This window comes from Streptomyces sp. NPDC002490 (assembly GCF_040296045.1).
Classification (GTDB): domain Bacteria; phylum Actinomycetota; class Actinomycetes; order Streptomycetales; family Streptomycetaceae; genus Streptomyces.
Map to the genome: position 1 here is coordinate 121,134 of NZ_JBEOWM010000010.1, position 20,736 is coordinate 141,869.

A 20,736-nucleotide genomic window follows, 5' to 3' on the forward strand; every position below is an offset into this window, starting at 1 on the left:
AACGGGGCGGCCACTCGATCCGGTAAGGGGGCCGTCGACCCGTTGGGTTCACGCCATTGAGGGCTGAACGGACCCGGGAACGACGACGGCCGCCGCCCGTTGTCAGCGGCGGCCGGCCCGTTCGTTCAGGGGGCCGGGGAACTGCTCTTCGGATCGGGGAACGGCGGGCGGCTCCGCGTCCCGCACGGGCTCCTCGCGCACCGTCCCACCAGCGGGCCGGAACACCCGGGTGCGGTAGGCCCAGAACCGGAACAGGCTGCCCAGCGCCAGTCCGACCACGTTCTTGGCGAGGTTGTCGGCGAGCGCGGAAGTGAAGTCCAATCCGTAGTGGGAAATGGCGAGAACGCCGTTCTGGATTCCCGTCCCCACCAGGCTGTAGACCAGGAAGAGGGACATTTCCCGGCCGTGCTTCCCGGCCGCCCGGTCGCCGTACGTCCAGTACCGGTTCCCCAGATAGTTGACGCACATCGCGACGGCCGAGGCCATCACTCCGGAGCGGACCGGTTGGAGGTCGAGGACACCGATGCAGAAATTGAAAACCGCGACGTCGACGATCCAGCCGAAAGCGCCCACCGCCCCGAACCGGGCCAGCTCGCCGCGGAGGTTTCGAAATCCTTTCCGACGCCCCGGTGAAGCGCTCCTGCCGTCCGTCATGCACCCTCACCGTCGCATCGGTCGCGGAGGGGCATGTTAAGCACACGCTTCGGCCATCCGGGGACCCGCCCGAGACCACCCGGGGACCCTGTCCGAAAAACCGCTGTTCAGCCGCCGGAAACCAGGGGCCTGAGGCCGGCTCCCCCGCTGGTACGGCTCCTGCGCCCGCGCGCGCTCCCGCCCCGCCGTCGGCACCCGAGGAGCGTGCGCGGGCGCAGGAACTACCCTGGAGCGGTGCGCAACGAGACCCCAGTGAATTCCCCGGTGCCCGGTGACGGACTGATCCGCGTCGGTGCGGTCGTCTTCTTCCTCGGCGCGGTGGCCACCCTGATCACGGTGGCCCCGCTGTTCCTGGGGACCACCCCGTTCCCCACCTACATGTTCTGGCTGAGCATGCTGATGGGCGTCGGCTTCGCCGTCGCCGGGGCGGGCGTCCTCCAGTCCATCGCGGCGCAGCGCCGGCAGGCCCGCGCCGTGCAGCGCGCCGGTACGACCGGCTGACCACCGGACCGCCCCCGGTCAGCCCCGCGCCGCGTGCGCGGCGAGCCAGTCGGGGAAGCCGGTGAGGTCGGCGAGGACCACGTCCGCGCCGGCGGCCCGCAGCTCCTCCGCCGAGCAGGGACCCGTCGCCACCGCGACCGACACCGCGCCGGCCGCGCGCGCCCCGCGCACGTCGCCGACGTGGTCGCCGACGTACACGGTCGCCCCGTGCGTCCGCAGCGCCGCCGCCTTGCCCTCCGCCCACAGGTTCCCCACCACCGCGTCCGCCTCGATGCCCAGGTGCCGCAGGTGGAGCACCGCGTTCGGCTCCCACTTGGCGGTCACGACCAGCGTCCGGCCGCCCGCCGCGCGCACCGCGTCCAGCGCCGCGCCCGCGCCGCGCATCTCCCCGGTCGGCTCGATGGCCCACCGCGGGTACATCCGCCGGTACCGGTCGGCCACCGCCGGGACGCGCTCCGCCGGGAACCAGTGCGCCAGCTCCTCCGTGAGCGGCGGGCCCAGCCGGCTGACGACCAACTCGCTGTCGATGGCGACGCCGGTCTCCTCGGCCAGGGCGTCGTAACAGGCCCGGATGCCGGGACGCGAGTCGATCAGGGTCATGTCGAGGTCGAACCCGACGACGAGCCCTCCCCCGGGCGCCGCCCCGCCGGTGCGGTGCCCGGTGGGCTCCGGTCCGGTCGCGGGGTGCCCCGGCACCGTCCGGGGCACGGTGGGCGCGGGGTCCGTCGGGGGGTGCGTCGTGGAGGTCACGCCTCCATTGTGCCGGGACGGACCGGAACGTCCCGTGCCGCGCCCGTCCGCCGCTCGGCACGGCCCGCGCCCTCCCGACCCCGTTCCCCGTGTCTCGCATCCCGGACAACTCCCGAAGTACGGCCGAAAAGGGCCCACCCTTAGACTTAGCCAAGCCTTACCAACCCTCGCTGTCACGGGAGTACCGCCGATGCCGGTCAGACGTGCCGTCGCGATGCTTGCGGCCGTCGCGGCCCTGCTGCTCGCCGTGGTGTTCAGCCTCGCCGTGGGCGCCCGTACCATCGCCCCGTCCGTCGTCCTCGACGCCCTGCTGCACGGCGGGTCCAGCGAGGACGCCATCGTGATCCGCGAGATGCGGGTGCCCCGCACCCTGGTCGGGGTCATGGTGGGGGCGGCCCTCGCGATGGCCGGAACCGCCTTCCAGGGCATCACCCGCAACCCGATCGCCGACCCGGCCATCCTCGGCATCAGCCAGGGCGCCTCGGTAGGGGTGATCCTCGCCATCGCCTTCCTCGGCGTGCACACGCTCAACGGGTACGTGTGGTTCGCGTTCGTCGGCGCCGCGCTGGCCGCGCTCGCCGTGTACGCGATCGCCTCCCGCGGCCGGGGCGGGGCCACCCCCATCAAACTCGCGCTCGGCGGGGCCGCGCTCAACGCGCTGTTGGCCTCCGTCCTCACCGGCATCCTCACCACCCGCTCCGCCGCGCTGGACGAGTTCCGCTTCTGGCAGGTCGGTTCGCTGTCCGGTCGGGACGCCGAACTCGCCGGTCAGGTCTGGCCGTTCCTGCTGATCGGCACGGTGCTGGTGATCTCCGTGGCCCGCGGACTGGACGCCCTCGCCCTCGGCGAGGACATGGCCAAGGGCCTCGGGCAGAAGGTCGCCACGGTACGGATCGTGGGCGGTCTCGGCGCGGCCGTCCTCACCGGGGCCGGGGTCGCCGCGGCCGGCCCGATCGCCTTCATCGGCCTCGCGGTGCCCCACCTGGCCCGCGGGATCGTCGGCACCGCCCACCGCTGGCTGCTGCCGATGGCCGCCCTGCTCGGGCCCACCATGCTGCTGGTCTCGGACACCCTGGGCCGTGTCGTGTTCCCGCCCAGCGAAGTCCCCGTGGGGGTCATGACGGCCCTCCTCGGGGTGCCGTTCCTGATCGTCCTGGTGCGCAGGAAGACGGTCACCGCATGAGCCGCACCGGCCACCACATACGTCACACCCGTCACGTGGGCAGCGCGGGCACGCGCACCGAGACGTTCCGAGCGTTGCGAGAGGCGGCACGCGGATGAAGCTCCGTACCGCGGACGGCGTCACCGCCGACCCGACCCCGACCCGGCCCCCCCGGCCCGGGGCCCGACCCGCCGGCTACACACCCGTGCGGTTCGGGACGCGCGCCTCGTTCCTGGTCCACCGGCGGGCCGTGGTCACCGCCCTCGCCCTGACTGCCGTGCTCCTCGCGTCCTGCGTCGCCTACCTGTCGGTCGGCGAGAGCTTCGTCTCCCCCGCCGAGGTGCTGCGGGTGCTCAGCGGCCAACCCTCCCCCGACGAGCTTGTCGTGGAGAGCCTGCGGGCGCCGCGGCTGGTGGTGGGGCTGCTGGTGGGCGCCGCCTTCGGAGTCGCCGGCGCGCTGATCCAGTCCGTCGCCCGCAACCCGTTGGCCAGCCCCGACGTCATCGGCATCAGCCAGGGCGCGGCGGCCGTCACGGTCGGCGCGATGACCTTCGGCATCACCTCCTACGCCGTGATGCCGTACCTGAGCGTCGCCGGCGGCATCCTCGCCGCCGCGCTCGTCTACGCCTTCGCCTGGCGCGGCGGGGTGCAGGCCGCCCGGTTCGTCCTGATCGGCATCGGCATCGCCGTCGCCCTGCGCTCCGTCACCAGCCTGTTCATGACCAAGGGCGACCACAACGTGGCCCAGCAGGCCCAGGTGTGGATGACCGGCTCGCTCAACGGCCGCGGCTGGTCGGAGGCCGCCCCCCTCGGCTGGGTGCTGCTCGCCCTGGTGCCCGCGATGCTCTGGGCCGCCCACGCCCAGCGCCGGGTCGGCGTCGACGACGCCACCGCCACCGCGCTCGGCGTCCGGCTCAACCGGGTCCGCCTCGGGCTGGTCGCCCTCGGCGTGGTGCTGGCCTCGGTGGCGACCGGCGCGGCCGGCCCGGTGGACTTCGTGGCGCTGCTCGCCCCGCAGGTCTCCCGCCGGCTGACCCGCACCGCGCAGATCCCGCTGCTGTGCTCGGCGCTGACCGGCGCGGTGATCGTGGTCGTCGCCGACCTGCTGGCGCGGCGGATGTTCGCCCCCACGGAACTCCCCGTCGGAGTGCTGACCGCAGCTGTCGGCGCCCCCTACCTGATCTGGCTCATCATCCGCAGCCGCACTGGAGGAACCTCGTGACGCAGTCACCGTCCCTGGGCAAGCAGTCCCCGTCCTCCGACCCGAAGGGCCCCCGGCGGGCGGAGGCCGCGGCGGCCGGCGGGCTCACCGCGGACGCCGCCGCCCGGCTGCGGACCCGCGAACTGTCCCTCGGCTACGAGGACCGCACCGTCGTCCAGGAACTGGACCTGGCGATCCCGGACGGCCGGGTGACGGTCCTCGTCGGCCCCAACGCCTGCGGCAAGTCCACCACCCTGCGCGCGCTCGGCCGGCTGCTGAAGCCGCGCGGCGGCTCGGTGCTGCTCGACGGCACCGCCCTCGCCGAGCTGCCCACCAAGCGGATCGCCCAGCAGATCGGACTGCTGCCGCAGACCCCGGTCGCCCCGGAGGCGATCACCGTCGCCGACCTGGTGGCCCGCGGCCGTCAGCCCCACCAGCGGTGGTGGCAGCAGTGGTCCGAGGCGGACGAGCAGGCCGTGACCGAGGCGATGGAGCGCACCGACGTCGCCGCGCTCGCCGACCGTCCGGTGGACGCGCTCTCCGGCGGACAGCGGCAACGGGTGTGGATCGCGATGGCCCTCGCCCAGGAGACGGAGCTCCTGCTCCTGGACGAGCCCACGACCTACCTCGACATCTCCCACCAGGTGGAGGTGCTCGACCTGGTGCGCCAGCTCAACCACGACCGGGGCCGCACCGTGGTCGTCGTCCTCCACGACCTCAACCAGGCCGCCCGGTACGCCGACCACCTGGTGGCCATGAAGGACGGCCGGCTGGTCGCCCAGGGCCGGCCGTCCGAGGTCGTCACGGAGGAGTTGGTCCGCGAGGTCTTCGGCCTGGACTGCGTGGTCGTCCCGGACCCGGTCACCGGTTCGCCGCTGGTGGTCCCCGGTCTGCCCTGGCGCCCGGCCGCCGCCTGACCCGTCCGTTACGCGCCCGCCCCCGGTTCCTTCCGGGCGGTCAGCCCGGCCATGAAGGGGTTGCTGCGGAAGACGTCCCAGTGCTCCGGGCCGCGCTCGCGCAGGGAGCTCTCGGGGATGTCGGGAACGGACCACCGGGGGACGGAGAGGCCGGCCTCGCGGGCCGCTTCGGCGTAGACGTCCTCCTCCCAGAGGGACGACTCGACGACGATCTCGCCGCGGGGCGCGAGGAGCGCCGCGGTCATCCGGTGGCGGCGCGGCAGCGCGGTGTGGGAGAGGACGCGCAGGCCGTGCGGCTCCCAGTCCTGCCGCTCGGGGTCGAAGGAGTGGTGGGCGGTGACGGCCACCAGCCGGCCGCCCGGCACCAGGTTGCCGGCGACGGTCGCCATCATGCCCTTCAGCGCGGCGACGGATTCGGTGTAGGGGAACAGCCACACCGCCATCACCACGTCGAACTCCCCGATGGCGCCGAGGCCCGCGGCGTCGCCCACCCGGAAGTCGATGCCCGTCGCGTCCTCGGGCAGGGCCTCGCGGGCGAGCCGGACCATCTCCGGCGACAGGTCCACCCCGGTGACCCGTTCGGCGCCGAGCCCCTTGACGTACCGGGTGTAGTGCCCGTGCCCACAGCCCAGGTCGAGCACCCGCAACCCACTGACGTCGCCCAGCAGTTCGGCGACGTGGGCCTGCTCCGGACTCTCCCGGGTGGAGGCGTCCTTGAAGGACCGGTACTTGTCGCCGATGGCCTCGTACTGGTTGGCGGCGGCGCCGGTCGCACCGTCGGTCGCTTCGGCCGTTCCGGTCTCGTTGGGGGCTTCGGTTCCTCTGGGGGCTTCGGTCATGAGGGTTTCTCCCGTTCCGTCAGGGGTGTTTGATCCGTGGGAAGTCCAGGGTTGTCGGCGAACGCGGGGCCGTGTGTGGCTGCGGCCGCGGGTCCGGGCTCCCTCAGTCGGTCGATGACGGGGCCGCCGGGAGGGGGGAGATCCCGGGCTCGTAGTGGTTCCGTAGGTAGATGCGGGTGCGTTCGGGGGAGTACTCGTGCGCGTACAACTTGACGCAGCGCTCATCGTAAGTGCCGGCCTCGTAGGACGTGTCGAACGGGTCTTCCGAGGCACTGGGAGACGCCTCCAGGGAGCTGGGTTCGCCATCACTCGGGCAGACGTAGCCTTCCCGCACACCGCTCTTAAGAGTCTCCGGCTCCGGCAGCCCGAAATGGGCGAAGTCGCGAGGGGCGACGTCGACGGGTTCCGGGGAATCCAACCACTTGCCCTCCGGGGGGTTCTGCTTCAAATACGTCTCGGCCTCGGACCTGGTGAGCGTGAAGGTCAGCAAGCCCGTATCGAACTGGATAGTGATCTTGTACGCGGCTTTGGGGGACTTCGCCGTGGGCGGCACGGTGAGGCCCAGTTGCTTGCTCATCCACTCGGGCGTGATGCCGGGGGCCCATCGGGAGACCCTCAGGCGGTCATCGCCGCTGCCCTCGCCCTGCCCGGCGCACCCCGCCACCACGAGCAAGGCGGCTGCCGATCCGGCCATGGCCCGTACGGTGCGCCGCCCACCGCGGGTGGACTCCCTGTGGCGGTCGCTCATCGAGTTGCCGTCCTCCCGGGCGCATCGGTCATACGGTCCTGCTGTTGCTCCCGACCGGGATTCATCCGCCCGTCCCTGCCTTCTTCCGGACCCGGCAGCGGGTCATTATTGGGTTCTACAGAACCCAATTCGTAGTGCTGGACGCTACTGCTACCGGACATGTCGAATTCCTGAGCCAGCCCCACGCGATGAAGTTTCGCCATCTCCCCGTCGGGGATTTTCATCGGACCGATGTTCACACCCTTGCCCTCGTCCCAGTTGTAGCGATCCCAGACGTTCACCTGATAATCAACGTCGACCTTGGGGTTACCGTTCGCGTCCGGTACGGCCGTCACGACCCCCGTGATATTGGAATTCACCCCACCCACGGCATAGAACCAGTTCTCATTATCATCCCCGACAAAATAGAATCCTTCACTTCCTTTCACTTCAAAAGAGAAGGAAACCGGCTTTCCGTCATTTTCACGAAACTCACCCAAAGCCCTTCCGTGCCAGTCTTCCAGATTACCTTGAACGATCTTATTGATGTACGACTGAAATTCGGGCACATCCACCATCATCTTGTCCACCGGGAGATTCAAGGGACTGCCACTATTCCCCAGATAGTGAGACATGTGACGAGAGGCTTCCGTCATCCCCTTCCAGTCCGCACCTTCCGCGAGCAACTCCATCCTCTGTTTCGTCGCCAGATCATCGAAGCCTGGAGACTCCGAACCGTGTTTTCCGGATCCTGCATCCGCCGCAATCTGCGGTGCGGTCGGGCCAAGAATTCCCGCCGCCATCAAGTCGACCTTCTGATCCAGCCAGATTTGGGCTCGGGCGGTCGAACTCAGGGAATCCCAGAGACGTCGCAGTTCCGCTCGCTGCTGCGGGCTCGCGTCCGCGCCGAGGCCTGCCAGTTCCTTCGCTCGCGGCAGTTGCACCTCGTCGAGTGAGGTATGGCGCGCATGGCCGGCGTTCTGCGGGTCACCGCCGTGGCTCTTGCGGAGGGCCCGCACGGCTGCGGCGTCGATCTCGGCTGCATGCTGGACGATTGCGGTGAGGGTGTCGGCGTACCACTGGATGCGATCCGTGGTCCGTTGGTGGGGGCCCTCCGGGGTGCAGATCGCCTCGGATACTCGAACCGTTCCGTTCGGGCCGTCGGAAATCAGAAGCCCAGGGTCCGGTGGTTGGCGGGACGGGTCACCCCTGCCAGCCGATTCAGTATGCTCCCGGGCCTTCTTCTGGCAGCGCACGAGTTCCGCGTGAGCATCCGCAAGAACGTTCGCCACGCTCTCCGCCTCCTTCTGGAGGTCGGCGAACTCCTTGGCCGTCTTGCCAACGAATTCCCTGGTCACAGTGGCGTTGACACCCTGCCAGCGAGCCGCTTCTGCTTTCCTCGTCAGTCCATCCCGGACCTCGTTGGCGAGCTTGGCCAGTTCCCCGGCCATCGTTCTCCAGTCGCCCGCGGCGGTACCGAGCCCCGCAAGGTTCACGGACATGAGGTCCGAGTACGAGAATTCCCCCACAGAGCCTCCTACGTGAAGTAGTCGTTCAGAGCCGAAACGGGCGGAGGGCCCGTCCGACCACGAATCTCGTCCGCGATCCTGACGTCCTCCTGAGCATGCAACTTCTTGCTGTAGTCGAGATGGTTCGAGATGTGCGCACATGCCTGAAGAACGTGCTTCACCTGCGAACTCCAGACCTCAACGGTCAGAGCCATTTCCCTGCCGAGGCGCAGGTTGTGGCTGGCGAGCACTTCGGAAGCCTGCATGGTCGACCCCGACCCGCTCCCGTCAGCCCCCTTCCCGGCGATGTCGGCCCGCTTCCTCAACTCGCCGTGGAGGACGAACGCCTCGTGCCCGACCGCCCCCAAGTCATCCTGGTTCACGACGAGGTCCCCGCCCGCACCGCCACTCCCCGGCGCGGACTTGTTCAACTGCATTCCGGCTTCGTGGCGCGCCCGCACTGCGGACTTGGCCCGCTCCCACTCTTCCCAGGCCATGGGTCCTCCCCGTAGTGAGCGATGGTGGAACGATCCGTTCGTGCGCTGGTCCCCGCGGACATCGCCGAGCCGTCCCGGAGGACCAGGACGGGCACCCCTCCCGTGGCTGGCGCCCGGGGAGAACGGTCAGTCTGGAGAAACGACCTCCGGCAACTCGGCGAACCGGGTCGGGTGTGCCAACTGTCGCTCCAGGAACGTAAGTCCGGCGATCGGACACCACACACACTACGCAGAACGCACGCCCATGAGGACGGGACCGGGCGATCGGTTCGCGTGTCCGCCGAGAGCGTGGCCGTGCACAGGGTGGGGCCGGGCCGCACCCCGGACCACCCGTCAGGACTTGCGCTGCGAGCGCCAGAGCAGGAACGCGGCGCTGGCCAGGGCCGCCGACTTGAGCACCCAGGGCCACGTCTCGCCGATGGCCTCGTCGAAGCGTTCGTCGACCAGCTTCGGGCCCCAGTGGCCGGCGGCGCGGCCCCACAGCCAGAGGACGCCGCCGGCGAGCGACAGGCCGGGCAGCCAGACCACCGCGAACTGGGACTCGGCGGGGGTGAGCCGCCGGGAGAGCCAGGCGATGGCCCATCCCCCGGCCAGCGCCAGCAGGTTCCCGGCGAGCGCGCCGAACACCAGCAGGGCGACGGCGAGCAGCAGCAGCGGGTTGGACCAGCCGGTGAGCAGGGCCCGGGCCGCGCGGGTGCCGGGGGTGGTGGCCGGGGCGAGCGGGGCGGTGTCCTGCGCGGCCGGTGCTCCGGCGGCGGGTTCGGGGGCGTCGTCCTTCGGATCGGTGGTGGCGGGCGGCGGTTTCAGTATCTCGGGGATCTCGATGCCGCCGACGAAGCCGGGGACGCTGTCGAAGGGTTCGCGCGGTCCGGTGTCGACCCGCCACCAGTCGCGGTTGCCGGACGGGGAGCCGAGTTCGTCCAGGGGGGCGAGGTGCGGCGGGGCCGGGGCCCGGTGGTCGTCGTCGAGCCCGGGCGGAAGGGTCGGGGGGACGTCGTGGGGCGCGGCGGCCTTGCGGGGTCGGGGGACGAGGCCCCACAGGGACTTGGCGGTCGGCCGTCCGGCGGATTCGTCGGGGCCCGGCGGGTCCTGGGGCTCCCCGGGCTTGGGGACGAGGGGATCCGCCGGGGGCGGGGGCGGCGCTTGGACGGTGCGCTGTTCGGGGACGGCCAGGGGAGTGCCGTCGGTGGCGGGGCGCGCGCCGGTGCCCGCCTGGGCGACGAGTTCGTCGGGGTCGCCGATCCGGGACAGGATGCGGCGGACCGACGCGGGGCTGTCGGTGGACGCCTTCGACCGGTGCCGGTCGATCTCGTCACGCAGCTCGGCCACCAGCCGCATCCGGGCGGACGACGGAAGTTGTTGCTGTTGTGCCAGGTCGCCGACTCGACTCAGGTAGTCGAAGACGAGCCGGTCGCTCTCGATCCCCACGAGGCCCCTCCGCGGTGGCCGGTTGCCAAAACCCCTCGGCGTGACGGTACCGGGTCGCCCGCCGTCGTGGCGCGCCCCCGCGCGCGCCGCCGGTCCGGGCGGGGGCCGCGGTGCGGCGCGCTCGGGGACGGGAGCCGTCGTGCTCCGCGGGAACCCAGTACCGTGAGCCGGATGAGCGGAAAGTCACCCGGAAGCGTCTCGCCCCGGTCTCTCGCGGAAGCCCTGCGCGCCCGCGACGACGTGTTCCTCGCGGAGTTGCTGCGGGCCAGGCCCGATCTGCTCACCCCCGTGCCCGGGGACCTGACCCAGTTGGCGACCCGGGCCGCGACCCGGGCGAGCGTGGTGCGGGCACTGGAGCGGTTGGACCGGTTCGCCCAACAGGTCGCCGAGGCGCTGGCCGTCGCCCCGGAACCGACCGGGTACGGGGACCTGCTCCGGTTGATGCGCGGGGCTGACGGCGCCGCGGAACGGGAGGAGCGGGACGGGGAGGACGGCGACCCGGACGGGGGCGCGGCGATCGGGCGGGCGTTGCCGGGCGCGCTGGCCACCCTGCGTGCGCAGGCGCTGGTGTGGGGCGACGACGAGCGGTTGCGACTGGTGCGCACCGCGCGGGAGCTGCTGGCGCCGGGGCCGCAGCACCCCTCGCCGACGGGACTGGGGCCGCCGGTCGCGGAGACGACCGCGGGCATGTCGCCGGGGCGGGTGCAGGCGATCGTGGCGACGGCCGGGCTGGCGTCCACCCACGACTCGGTGTCGGCGGTGGCCGCGTTGGCCGCCCTGTTCGGGGACCGCGCCCGGATGGACGCGTTGTTGGCCGGGGCGCCCGCCGAGTCCTTGGAGGTGTTGGACCGGTTGGTGTGGGGGCCGCCGTACGGGCAGGTCACCGCCGAACCGGCGGCCCGGCTGCGCTGGTTGTTGGACCGGGGGTTGCTGCTGCCGACCTCGCCGGGCACGGTCGTCCTCCCCCGTGAGGTGGCGCTGCACCTGCGGGGCGGACGGGTGCACCGCCGGCCGGAGCCGTCGCCGCCGCCGCTCGGGGTCCGGGCGGAGCACCGGCCGCAGGTGGTGGACGCGACGGCGGCCGGGCAGGCGTACACGGCGGTGACGGTCGTGGAGGACCTGCTGCGGGACTGGGACGAGGGCGGGCCTGCGGTGCTGCGCGCGGGCGGGCTCAGCGTGCGCGACCTGAAGCGCACGGCGGTCGCGCTGGACGTGTCCGAGCCGATGGCAGCGTTCTGGGTGGAACTGGCCTATGCGGCCGGGCTCCTCGCCTCGGACGGCGAGGCGGACGAGCGGTACGCGGTGACCCCGGCCCGCGACGAGTGGGCGCAGCGGCCGGCCGCGGAGCGCTGGGCGGTGCTGGCCGCCGCCTGGCTGCCGGCCACCCGTACGGCGGGGCTGGTGGGCGGGCGGGACGCGAAGGACCGTTCGCTGTCGGCGCTGGGGCCCGGGCTGGACCGGACCGCGGCGCCGGAGGTGCGGAACCGGGTGCTGGCCCTGCTCGCCGAGGTGCCGCCGGGGTCGGCGCCGGACCCGGAGGCGGTGGTGGCCCGGTTGCGCTGGGAGCATCCGCCCCGGGCGGTCGCGCCGGCGCGTGCGGGTGGTGCGGCTCCGGCGGACGATCCGCGCACCCGGCTCGCGCGCGGGGCGCTGGACGAGGCGGAACTCCTCGGGATCACCGGGCGGGGCGCGCTGTCCGCGCACGGCCGGGAGCTGCTCGGCGCGCCGGACGGGCCCGCGGCGGACGGGGCGGGCCGGCTCGGCGCCGGGGCGGTGGCACGGGCCGTCGCCCGGCTCGCCCCGCTGGTCCCGCACCCGCTGGACCACGTACTGCTCCAGGCCGACCTGACCGCCGTCGCACCGGGCCCGCTGGAACGCCCGCTGGCGGACGTCCTCGCGGTGCTCGCCGAGGTCGAGTCCAAGGGCGGGGCCACCGTGTACCGGTTCACGCCGGCCTCGGTACGGCGTGCGCTGGACGCCGGCCGCACCGCGAGCGACCTGCACGCCTTCCTCGCCGCGCACTCCCGCACCCCGGTCCCGCAACCCCTGTCGTACCTGATCGACGACGTGGCCCGCCGGCACGGCCGGCTCCGGATCGGGGCCGCCGCCGCGTACGTGCGGTGCGACGACGACGGCCTGCTGAGCGAGATCCTGGCCGACCGGCGCACCGAGGGGCTGGGGCTGCGGCGGCTGGCACCGACGGTGCTGGCCTCGCAGAGCGACCCGGCGACCCTGCTGGAAGGGCTGCGCGCGATGGGCTTCGCTCCGGCGGCGGAGACCCCGGAGGGCGATGTCATGATCGCCCGCGCCGACTCCTACCGCACCGGCCCGCGCACCCCGCCGGAGCCGGTCCAGGAGGGCCCGGCCCGCCCGGACGACACGCTACTGCGCGCGGCGGTGCGCGCCGTGCGCGCCGGCGACCACGCAGCCACGGCGCCCCACAAGTCCGCCCCGGAGCAGCCCGGCGCGCTCCCGCGCACCAGCCCGCCGGAGACCCTGGCCACCCTCCAGGCGGCGGTGCTCACCGGTCAGGCGCTGTGGATCGGCTACGTCAGCGCGGAGGGCGCGGCCAGCCAGCGCGTGATCGCCCCGGTCCGCGTCGAGGGCGGCTTCGTCACCGCCTACGACCACACCGCGGACGAGGTCCGCACCTATCCGCTGCACCGGATCACGGGGGTGGCGGAGTTGGCGGAGGAGGAGTGAGGGTCAGCCCGTGCCGGAGCGGGCCTGACGCAGTCGCTCCACCAACTCGTCCACGTTGGTCCACGGGTTGGCCCGCCGTCCGTCGGGCTTCCCCTCCCTCAAGGCCCGGGCCTTGGTCCGAGCCCTGGTGTAGTTGGCCCCTTCGGCACCGCTCAGGAGGGCGTAGTCGACGTGCTTGCTCTGGACGGTGTAACCGCAGTGCGCCCCCTTCTCGACCGCGCGTTGCACATCGGCCGAGGTGCGGTAGGTGGAGACGTCCACGAAGTGGAGCAGGAGCCACAGTTCGAAGCACGGGTTGGTGAGGGCGACATTGATCTTGTTGCGCCCGGCCAGGGTCAGCGCCTCCTCCAGGGAGGGGTGCTGGCGAGGGGCCTCGGCGTCGATGACGCACCACACCTCGTCGTACGCGGTGTAGCGGTCCGTGGGCGACCGCGGGGCCTTCTCCATGTGCTGGATGGCCGACCGGACGAGGGACTTGGGCTCCCCGTGGGTGTTGCCCAGGCAGATCGTGACCGGAAGTGACCTCAGCTCCCTGCGGAGACCGTTGAAGTACCCCTTCTCCGTCTGCTCGCCCTCGCAGTAGATCAAGAACCTCCGCTGCTCCGACCGCGAACTCCCCTTCCTCGCCAGCGGCTTCCCCCGACGTCCCACCTACGCCCCTCCCACCCCTGCGGCGATCTCGCGCAGGGCCTCGTCGTCCAGGTGCGGCACTGCTCCATACCGGCCGGCGAGATAGCGCTTCTCCAGGTTCTCGACCGATTCCCGAACGTGGAACTCGGTCAACGGGAAGACCCGCGTGGCCTGGGTCTCCCGGTCCTTCTCGGTGAACCACACCTGGTCCCTGTGCAGTTCGGTCCGGACGTTCTTCCCCAACAGGGCCGCCTCGTGCGTGCTGAAGAGCAGTTGGGCCCCGAAGCGGTTGGTCTCGCCCGACTGGAACATCCCGACCAGGGCGTCGACCAGATAGGGGTGCAGACGGGCGTCGAGTTCGTCCACGCACAGCACGCTCCCCTCCGCCAGGGCCATGAGGACCGGGCCCATCATGCCGATCCAGGTCCGCGTGCCGCTCGATTCCTGGGACAGGTCGAGGGGGAAGGTGCCCTCGGCGGTCCGGTGCTCGACCTGCACCGAACGCGGCCCCGGGTTCTCCACGTGGACCTTGTCCCCGAGGACGTCCCGCATCACCCGGGTGAGCCGGCGGTACTCGTCCATCACCGCCTCGTCGGGCTCTTCGACCTTCAGACCCGATACCCCCAGGTCGGCGAAGCCGAGGAGCGTCAGCACGGGGGCGCGGCCGGCCGAGTTCCGACCCTGGTCGGACAGCAGGCGCACGGTGCGGTCCAGCCGTGACCGGAAGTTGCCGTCGGTGGCGATCCGCAGCCCCGACTGGAACCATCGGAAGACGCGACCGAGCTGAGAATGTCCTTGGGCGGCCGCGACCGAGAGGTAGAGGCTGTTGGGGCGGAGCAGTTCGGAGATGACCTTCTTGCGCCCCGTCAGGGAACGGCCGAACGTGACGGCGTCCCCGGTCCGCTCGTACAACCGGTTGGCCTTGCGCTCCGGGTAGTAGTACAGCCACTCCTCGGTGACGCGTTCGTCGTCGACCGTGAACCCGAATTCGTAGCGCGTCCCGTCCAGCGCGAAGTCGACGGCGAAGGACGTGGGCCAGTCCGCGGCGTCACGGCGCAGGGCGAAGGGGCGCCGGGGCACCCCGCCGGTGGGATCCCAGCGGCGGAACGACGACAGGACCGCACTGCGCATCCAACTGATCGCGTCGATCACGTTGGACTTGCCCGAGGCATTGGTCCCGTAGATCGCGACGACCGGCACTACGTGATGCTCACCGTTCGCGAGGGCACGCTCGGCCCGCTCCGGATGACGGGCGGAGGCGACGAGCGACAGTTCCTGCTCGTCCCGCAGCGACGCGTGGTTGGTTACCTGGAATCTCAAGAGCACAGCCCCTCCTCCAACACCGATCGATGACGTTTAACGGTCTGACCGGACAAAATTTGACGGTACTAGCCTTCTGACGCAACGGCTAGCGCTGTTCACTCTCCGGGAGGGGCGAATTCCGGACGGGCCTCTCCCCTGTACCGATCATGGACCGCCAGCTTGTTCCGCCCATGCGGCAAACTGGAGGTTTGGCCGGCGCGGAAGGGATGCACGGACGTGAACGGACCACTCATCGTCCAATCGGACAAGACCCTCCTCCTGGAGGTCGACCACGACCGGGCCGACGCCTGTCGTCGGGCGATCGCGCCGTTCGCGGAGCTGGAACGCGCGCCCGAGCACATCCACACCTACCGCATCACCCCGCTGGGCCTGTGGAACGCGCGGGCCGCCGGGCACGACGCCGAGCAGGTGGTGGACGCCCTGGTGGAGTACAGCCGGTACCCGGTGCCGCACGCACTGCTGGTGGACATCGCCGAGACCATGGACCGTTACGGGCGGCTCACCCTCAGCAAGCACCCGGCGCACGGGCTGGTCCTGACGACCACCGACCGGCCGGTGCTGGAGGAGGTGCTGCGCTCCAAGCGGATCGCCCCGCTGGTGGGCGCCCGGATCGACGCGGACACCGTCGCCGTGCACCCCTCCGAGCGCGGGCAGATCAAGCAGACGCTGTTGAAGCTGGGCTGGCCGGCCGAGGACCTCGCCGGGTACGTCGACGGGGAGGCCCACCCGATCGAGCTGGCCGAGGACGGCTGGGCGCTGCGCCCCTACCAGCGACAGGCGGTGGACGGCTTCTGGCACGGCGGTTCCGGGGTCGTGGTGCTGCCCTGCGGGGCGGGCAAGACGCTGGTCGGCGCCGGGGCGATGGCGGAGGCGAAGGCCACCACGTTGATCCTGGTCACCAACACCGTCTCGGCCCGGCAGTGGAAGCACGAGCTGGTGCGCCGGACCTCGCTCACTGAGGACGAGATCGGCGAGTACAGCGGGACGAAGAAGGAGATCCGGCCGGTCACCATCGCCACCTACCAGGTGCTGACCACCCGGCGGAAGGGCGTCTACCCGCACCTGGAGCTCTTCGACTCCCGGGACTGGGGGCTCGTCGTCTACGACGAGGTGCACCTGTTGCCCGCGCCGGTGTTCAAGTTCACCGCGGACCTCCAGGCCCGTCGTCGGCTCGGGCTGACCGCGACGCTGGTCCGCGAGGACGGCCGCGAGTCGGACGTGTTCTCGCTGATCGGCCCCAAGCGCTTCGACGCCCCCTGGAAGGAGATCGAGGCCCAGGGGTACATCGCCCCCGCCGACTGCGTGGAGGTGCGGGTCAACCTGACCGACGCCGAGCGGCTGGCGTACGCGACGGCGGAGCCGGAGGAGAAGTACCGGTTCTGTGCGACCACCGCGACCAAGCGGCGGGTCACCGAGGCGCTGGTGCGCCGCCACCGGGGCGAGCAGACCTTGGTCATCGGCCAGTACATCGACCAGCTCGACGAGTTGGGGGCGCACCTCGACGCGCCCGTGATCAAGGGCGAGACCTCGAACGCGCAGCGCGAGAAGCTGTTCGACGCGTTCCGGGCCGGGGAGATCTCGGTGCTGGTGGTGTCGAAGGTCGCCAACTTCTCGATCGACCTGCCGGAGGCGACGGTCGCCATCCAGGTGTCGGGCACCTTCGGCTCGCGTCAGGAGGAGGCCCAGCGCCTCGGCCGGGTGCTGCGGCCGAAGGCGGACGGGCACGAGGCCCGCTTCTACTCGGTGGTGGCCCGGGACACCATCGACCAGGACTTCGCCGCGCACCGCCAGCGGTTCCTGGCCGAGCAGGGGTACGCGTACCGGATCGTCGACGCGGACGAGTTGCTCGGGGGGTCCCCCGCTTAGGATCTCCGATCGTGGAGATCCGAGGCGTCGACCCCCGTGACATCGAGTGGGAGCGGGATCACGGCCGCTACCGCGTGTACTTCTGGGACCGGGCGGCCGGCGCCTCCGACGAGTACGAGGTGCTGGGCGAGCGGGACGTGGAGGAGGTCCTGGCCTGGGCCGCGGCACGGGCGGCCGAGCACGGCTGGACGTACACCGTGTACCTGGTGGTGGAGGACGACCGGGGCTCGCCGGGGCTGGTGCGGTTGAGCGGGGCGATCGGCGACCCCTTCGCGTGAGCCGGGCGCCCTTGCCGGGTGCGGGGTCGCAGGCGGTCGGGAAGGGGCGGGGGCGGGAGGGTCAGCCGCGGGTGCGGACGCCGGCCTCGCGGGCGTACTCGCCGAGCACGGCGACGCCGAACGCCGTCGAGACGAAGACCTTCAGGACCCGCAGGGCGTCGCCCACCCGGTGGGCGCGGTGCTCGCCGGTGACGGCGGTGGCACCGGCGAGGTCGGCGGGGACGGGACCGGGGGTGATGGTTGCGCTGCTCATACCTCCAGTGTCGGTTTCCCGCACGCCGGGGGCATCTGTCCGAGGACGGAACCGGTGGCCGCCGGGGTCCTCCCCAGGTGCCACGGGCACCCCGTGCCCGTCCCCTACGCCTCAGGGGGGACGGGCCTCAGCCTCTCGGACGAGGCGCATGATGGGGGGATGAGCGAGCACGAGGCACTGCCGGCGGCGGTGGACGCGGAAGCACTGCTGGCCCTGGCCCGGGGGCACCACCAGCGCGAGGCACGGGCGGTCGGCACCCGGGAGGTCGGCGGCCACCTGGTGAAGGTCTACTCCCTCCGGGCTCCGGGCCGCACGGTGACGGAGCAGGACGTGGCCGCCGCGCTACGCGTCGCGGCGGAGCACCTGGGATCGGGCCGCCTCCGCGGCTCGCTCGGGCTCGCGCTACTGATCGTGCACGCCGGTGGCGACGGCGACTACGTCCTGGTCCACAGCTGGATCGAGGGGCACATGTCCGACCTGGCCGTCTTCACCGGGCCTCCCGGGCGCCCCGAACGGCTCCGCCCGGGCCGTGCCGGCCTCGGCCCCTGCGTCTGGGAGGCCGCGCTGCTGGCGCACGAACGCGAGGCGTTCGTGCGCCACGTCCTCGACGGCAGCGGCCCGCTCGCCGACCGGCTCGCCGGCTGGAGCGCGGACACCCCGGCGGGGGGCGTGCGGTGAGGGGCGCTCCGCCGGTGCGGTGAGCGCCGGGTGCCGCGGGAGCGCACGGCGCGCGCAACGGCCGGTCGGGGGCGGGCCTCCCGGCATCCGGGAGGCCGAACGCCTCAGCCCGGGACGACCCGCAGCCTCTCGTAGGGCTCCTTCAGCGCCGGGTAGTAGTCGCCGAAGCGCGGGGGCTCGCCGCCCTCGCGGGCCACAGGCTCCCGACCACCGCCCTTGTTGTGATCACCGAACGACCACTCGTCCGCAGAGGGCACGTACGGCTGCGTCGAGCAGCACACGAAGGCCTTCCACCACCTCAGGAGAGTCACACCGTGGCGTTCGCTGGACGAGCGAGTCCGCAATGACGAAGGCGCCAGCTGCTGGAACCCGCCGATAGCGAGCGACAGCAAGCACCCCTGCGGCTTCCATCTCCACACACACCACGCCTTCGGCAGTGAACGCCTGTACCTCGGCGGCGCTCTCCCGGTACAGAGCGTCGGTGGTCCAAGCACGTCCCGAACGTACGGTGGATTCAAGGCCCCCCACCTCGTGGGTCAGGAGCGCAGTCAACCCTGTGTCGGGAGCGCTGTAACGGCCGGGGGCCAGGTAGTGGTGGGAAAGCCCTTCACCACGTAGAGCCTCACGACAGATCACCAGGTTGCCCGGAACCAAGTCTTCGACCAGGGCAGCGGCGGTGCCGATGGTGATCACAGCACGGGCGCCGAGAGCGACGAGCTGTTCGACTATGAGACCGGCAGCAGGTGCGCCACGCCCGAATCCGGAGCAGAGCACGACGTTGTCGACCGTCAGATGAAGATCGGCGGACACCCAACGGTCCAGTGGTCGGGTACCGCAGCGGCGCGCTGCGATCTTCGCGATCGACGACTGGTACAGCAGGACGACGCCCGCAGCGCGGGTCAGGTCCGCCTCGGGTCGTCGAGCACGGACGTAGGACGCGTGCTCGGAGGGATGGGTCAGCGAAGGCAGCCGGTGCTTCCCGGCCGGCAGCACGACGTCACGCCTCGAGACGTTCACGAAGAGGTCGTCCTCCTCCGGATCGCCTCAGCGAGTTGTCGTTCCTCATCCGGATCAACTTCGTTGACGATGTGCCAAGGAAGCACGACATCGTCCATGTACCGCAAGTGCCGTTCGAAATCGAGGCCGTGGTCCGCCATCGCGCGCATGAGATCCTGAGGATTCAGTGACGTGAAGTCGACTTCACTGTCGTGGAGTTGCTCCAGTACGTGCCCGACCCGACGGTCTCCACGTAGACACACCGCTTCGAGGTGAAGGCGGTTGGTTTCGCCGTACTGAACGCGGTAGTGCTGGTTGAACGCATCCGCGCCGACGAGGTCACGCAGGCGGGCAGTGATGTCCTCGACGTAGCCGTCAACTCGGACGGGGTCGCTCATGGCCAGCCGCTGCGCTGGAGTACCCGGCTCCGGCATGAACTGATGCAACTTGATGACGACCGAGGCGTCAGGTCGGCCAAGTCGATCGCGGATTTCACGAGCACGGTCAGCGATCGCGAGTCGGTCCTCATGGCGTTCGCCGGGCGCTCCGATGATGAAGTAGAGCATCATCGTGTTGATGAGGTCGGAGACCTCGCGGCACCGGTCGACGGCACGGTCAACCCGCTCGGGCGTCATGGTTTTTCCGTACAGGGCGATCAGATCGGCATCGGCGAACTCCGGAGCCACGGTGATGATGCCGCGAGCCTGTGCAAGATTCAATTCGGTGAACAAGTGCCCGAAATCGCCGAGTTCGTTGACATCACGTAAGTAGTCGGGAGTCATCTCGTCGGCGCGGACTGATCCGATGATCGTACTCACCTTGACACCCCGCCCCCTGGCCTCCTCCCGGTAAGCACGAATTCGCGCAAGGAGTTCAGCACGGTGTTGGTACTGGGTGAATGTGGGGGCGCTGATGATGATGGCGGGAACACCGAGCTCTTCAAGGCGGTCAATACGGGAGATAAGCATGCTCAGTGGCGCCTGCCGGAATGGGGGCGTCCGCAAAGTACAGAAGGAGCACTTATGACGGCATCCGATCAGCGGAATTAATCCGGAAGCCGTACCGTCCGTGATCGGATGCACGAAGTGCGCATCGTGCAACTCGGTCAACGCAAGCCATTGAGCGCGCACCCGGGAAGGCACTGTGGGTGTCTTGGGTCTCACTGCGCTCACCCCTCCTCCCGCGACCAAGTCACACTCGTACATGGCCGGTACGTACAGGCCAGGAATTCGAGCGAGTTGCTCGTGGAGCGAGGTGGAGCCATCGGGAGAACGCCGATGAGTGTGCACCGTTCGTAAGAGCTCAGGCAGGGACTTCTCGGCCTCGCCGAGCGCGATGACGTCCAAGTAGTCGGCCAGGACTTCGGGGTTGGCCAGGCCACCCTGCCCTCCGACGACGAGAGGGTGAATGCCGGGTACGCGGTCAACAGCACGGCGTGGGACTCCTGCGAGGTCCAAGAGACGGAAGACTGAGTGCAGGTCGCCGGAATTGGTCACTGACAACCCGAGGACATCCGCCTCATGGACCGGCGCGACGGACTCGATGCTTCGATACGGCTCATCACCAGGAGTGGTGAGGCGATTACCTTCTTGAACCAGGCAGTCATATTGGACGGCCCGTTCCGCATGGGCAGGCAAGGTGACGTCACGGTTGATGAGGTCATACAGAGCCATTGGCCCGTTGCACATCAGGGAAAATCCGTGCCCGTAGGGAAACATGAAGACCATCCGTAGGTCATCCCTCGCATGCCCCTTGGGGTACGGGGGGCCGAGCAGCGTCTCGCGGGCCTCGATGGAGGCGATCTCCTGAGCGATCTGAGACATGT

Annotated in this window: 20 protein-coding genes; 8 read left to right on the forward strand and 12 right to left on the reverse strand. The window is 70.9% G+C overall.

What is annotated here, in order from left to right; translation table 11 throughout:
- Nucleotides 1-102 precede the first annotated feature (102 nt).
- Complete coding sequence (locus ABT092_RS09180; RefSeq protein WP_351241482.1) at nucleotides 103-573, reverse strand: GtrA family protein; 471 nt, start codon at nucleotides 571-573, stop codon at nucleotides 103-105.
- Nucleotides 574-888: 315 nt separating this feature from the next.
- Between ABT092_RS09180 and ABT092_RS09185 the strand changes: the two genes are divergently transcribed.
- Entirely contained in the window at nucleotides 889-1,155 is a 267-nt protein-coding gene (locus ABT092_RS09185; protein WP_351241484.1) for a hypothetical protein, read from the forward strand.
- A gap of 18 nt (nucleotides 1,156-1,173) precedes the next feature.
- Here the strand turns inward: ABT092_RS09185 and ABT092_RS09190 are convergent, their stop codons facing one another.
- Complete coding sequence (locus ABT092_RS09190; protein ID WP_502968412.1) at nucleotides 1,174-1,755, reverse strand: HAD family hydrolase; 582 nt, start codon at nucleotides 1,753-1,755, stop codon at nucleotides 1,174-1,176.
- A gap of 340 nt (nucleotides 1,756-2,095) precedes the next feature.
- Between ABT092_RS09190 and ABT092_RS09195 the strand changes: the two genes are divergently transcribed.
- The 3 genes from ABT092_RS09195 to ABT092_RS09205 all read left to right on the forward strand — a co-directional run bounded on the left by ABT092_RS09195 (nucleotide 2,096) and on the right by ABT092_RS09205 (nucleotide 5,185).
- On the forward strand, nucleotides 2,096-3,088 hold the full coding sequence (locus tag ABT092_RS09195) for a FecCD family ABC transporter permease (protein ID WP_351241488.1): 993 nt from the start codon (nucleotides 2,096-2,098) through the stop codon (nucleotides 3,086-3,088).
- Between the two features lie 94 nt (nucleotides 3,089-3,182).
- Nucleotides 3,183-4,289, forward strand: a complete 1,107-nt coding sequence (locus tag ABT092_RS09200) for a FecCD family ABC transporter permease (RefSeq protein WP_351241490.1) — start codon at nucleotides 3,183-3,185, stop codon at nucleotides 4,287-4,289.
- Nucleotides 4,290-4,396: 107 nt separating this feature from the next.
- Nucleotides 4,397-5,185, forward strand: coding sequence for an ABC transporter ATP-binding protein (locus tag ABT092_RS09205; RefSeq protein ID WP_351241590.1), 789 nt, complete (start codon nucleotides 4,397-4,399; stop codon nucleotides 5,183-5,185).
- 8 nt (nucleotides 5,186-5,193) lie between these two features.
- Here ABT092_RS09205 and ABT092_RS09210 read toward each other — a convergent pair whose 3' ends face one another.
- The 5 genes from ABT092_RS09210 to ABT092_RS09230 all read right to left on the reverse strand — a co-directional run bounded on the left by ABT092_RS09210 (nucleotide 5,194) and on the right by ABT092_RS09230 (nucleotide 10,184).
- Nucleotides 5,194-6,024 (reverse strand): class I SAM-dependent methyltransferase, encoded by an 831-nt coding sequence (locus tag ABT092_RS09210; RefSeq protein WP_351241492.1) that lies wholly within the window; start codon nucleotides 6,022-6,024, stop codon nucleotides 5,194-5,196.
- 103 nt (nucleotides 6,025-6,127) lie between these two features.
- Entirely contained in the window at nucleotides 6,128-6,718 is a 591-nt protein-coding gene (locus tag ABT092_RS09215) for a hypothetical protein (RefSeq protein WP_351241494.1), read from the reverse strand.
- Nucleotides 6,719-6,768: 50 nt separating this feature from the next.
- Nucleotides 6,769-8,280, reverse strand: a complete 1,512-nt coding sequence (locus ABT092_RS09220) for a hypothetical protein (RefSeq protein ID WP_351241496.1) — start codon at nucleotides 8,278-8,280, stop codon at nucleotides 6,769-6,771.
- Nucleotides 8,281-8,288: 8 nt separating this feature from the next.
- Nucleotides 8,289-8,756 (reverse strand): hypothetical protein, encoded by a 468-nt coding sequence (locus ABT092_RS09225; protein ID WP_351241498.1) that lies wholly within the window; start codon nucleotides 8,754-8,756, stop codon nucleotides 8,289-8,291.
- A 333-nt stretch (nucleotides 8,757-9,089) separates the two neighbouring features.
- Nucleotides 9,090-10,184, reverse strand: a complete 1,095-nt coding sequence (locus tag ABT092_RS09230) for a hypothetical protein (RefSeq protein ID WP_351241500.1) — start codon at nucleotides 10,182-10,184, stop codon at nucleotides 9,090-9,092.
- A 171-nt stretch (nucleotides 10,185-10,355) separates the two neighbouring features.
- Here ABT092_RS09230 and ABT092_RS09235 point away from each other — a divergent pair, with 171 nt between their 5' ends.
- The gene (locus tag ABT092_RS09235; RefSeq protein WP_351241502.1) at nucleotides 10,356-12,887 is read left to right on the forward strand and encodes a helicase-associated domain-containing protein; all 2,532 of its coding nucleotides are present in this window, start codon (nucleotides 10,356-10,358) and stop codon (nucleotides 12,885-12,887) included.
- A 3-nt stretch (nucleotides 12,888-12,890) separates the two neighbouring features.
- Here ABT092_RS09235 and ABT092_RS09240 read toward each other — a convergent pair whose 3' ends face one another.
- Entirely contained in the window at nucleotides 12,891-13,475 is a 585-nt protein-coding gene (locus ABT092_RS09240; protein ID WP_351241504.1) for an RloB family protein, read from the reverse strand.
- A gap of 63 nt (nucleotides 13,476-13,538) precedes the next feature.
- Nucleotides 13,539-14,843 carry an AAA family ATPase gene (locus ABT092_RS09245; RefSeq protein WP_351241506.1) on the reverse strand — a complete coding sequence of 435 codons (1,305 nt, stop codon included), beginning with the start codon at nucleotides 14,841-14,843 and terminating at the stop codon, nucleotides 13,539-13,541.
- A 213-nt stretch (nucleotides 14,844-15,056) separates the two neighbouring features.
- Here ABT092_RS09245 and ABT092_RS09250 point away from each other — a divergent pair, with 213 nt between their 5' ends.
- Nucleotides 15,057-16,706 carry a DNA repair helicase XPB gene (locus ABT092_RS09250; RefSeq protein ID WP_351241508.1) on the forward strand — a complete coding sequence of 550 codons (1,650 nt, stop codon included), beginning with the start codon at nucleotides 15,057-15,059 and terminating at the stop codon, nucleotides 16,704-16,706.
- An 11-nt stretch (nucleotides 16,707-16,717) separates the two neighbouring features.
- Nucleotides 16,718-16,984, forward strand: coding sequence for a hypothetical protein (locus tag ABT092_RS09255; protein ID WP_351241510.1), 267 nt, complete (start codon nucleotides 16,718-16,720; stop codon nucleotides 16,982-16,984).
- Between the two features lie 61 nt (nucleotides 16,985-17,045).
- On the opposite strand, the gene ABT092_RS09260 is transcribed toward ABT092_RS09255, so the two are convergent.
- Nucleotides 17,046-17,237 carry a hypothetical protein gene (locus ABT092_RS09260; RefSeq protein ID WP_351241512.1) on the reverse strand — a complete coding sequence of 64 codons (192 nt, stop codon included), beginning with the start codon at nucleotides 17,235-17,237 and terminating at the stop codon, nucleotides 17,046-17,048.
- A 159-nt stretch (nucleotides 17,238-17,396) separates the two neighbouring features.
- Here ABT092_RS09260 and ABT092_RS09265 point away from each other — a divergent pair, with 159 nt between their 5' ends.
- Nucleotides 17,397-17,915, forward strand: a complete 519-nt coding sequence (locus tag ABT092_RS09265) for a hypothetical protein (RefSeq protein WP_351241514.1) — start codon at nucleotides 17,397-17,399, stop codon at nucleotides 17,913-17,915.
- Between the two features lie 225 nt (nucleotides 17,916-18,140).
- Here ABT092_RS09265 and ABT092_RS09270 read toward each other — a convergent pair whose 3' ends face one another.
- On the reverse strand, nucleotides 18,141-18,932 hold the full coding sequence (locus ABT092_RS09270; protein ID WP_351241516.1) for a nucleoside phosphorylase: 792 nt from the start codon (nucleotides 18,930-18,932) through the stop codon (nucleotides 18,141-18,143).
- Complete coding sequence (locus ABT092_RS09275; RefSeq protein WP_351241518.1) at nucleotides 18,929-20,734, reverse strand: B12-binding domain-containing radical SAM protein; 1,806 nt, start codon at nucleotides 20,732-20,734, stop codon at nucleotides 18,929-18,931. The genes ABT092_RS09270 and ABT092_RS09275 overlap by 4 nt, the downstream gene beginning before the upstream one ends.
- Between the last annotated feature and the right edge of the window lie 2 nt (nucleotides 20,735-20,736).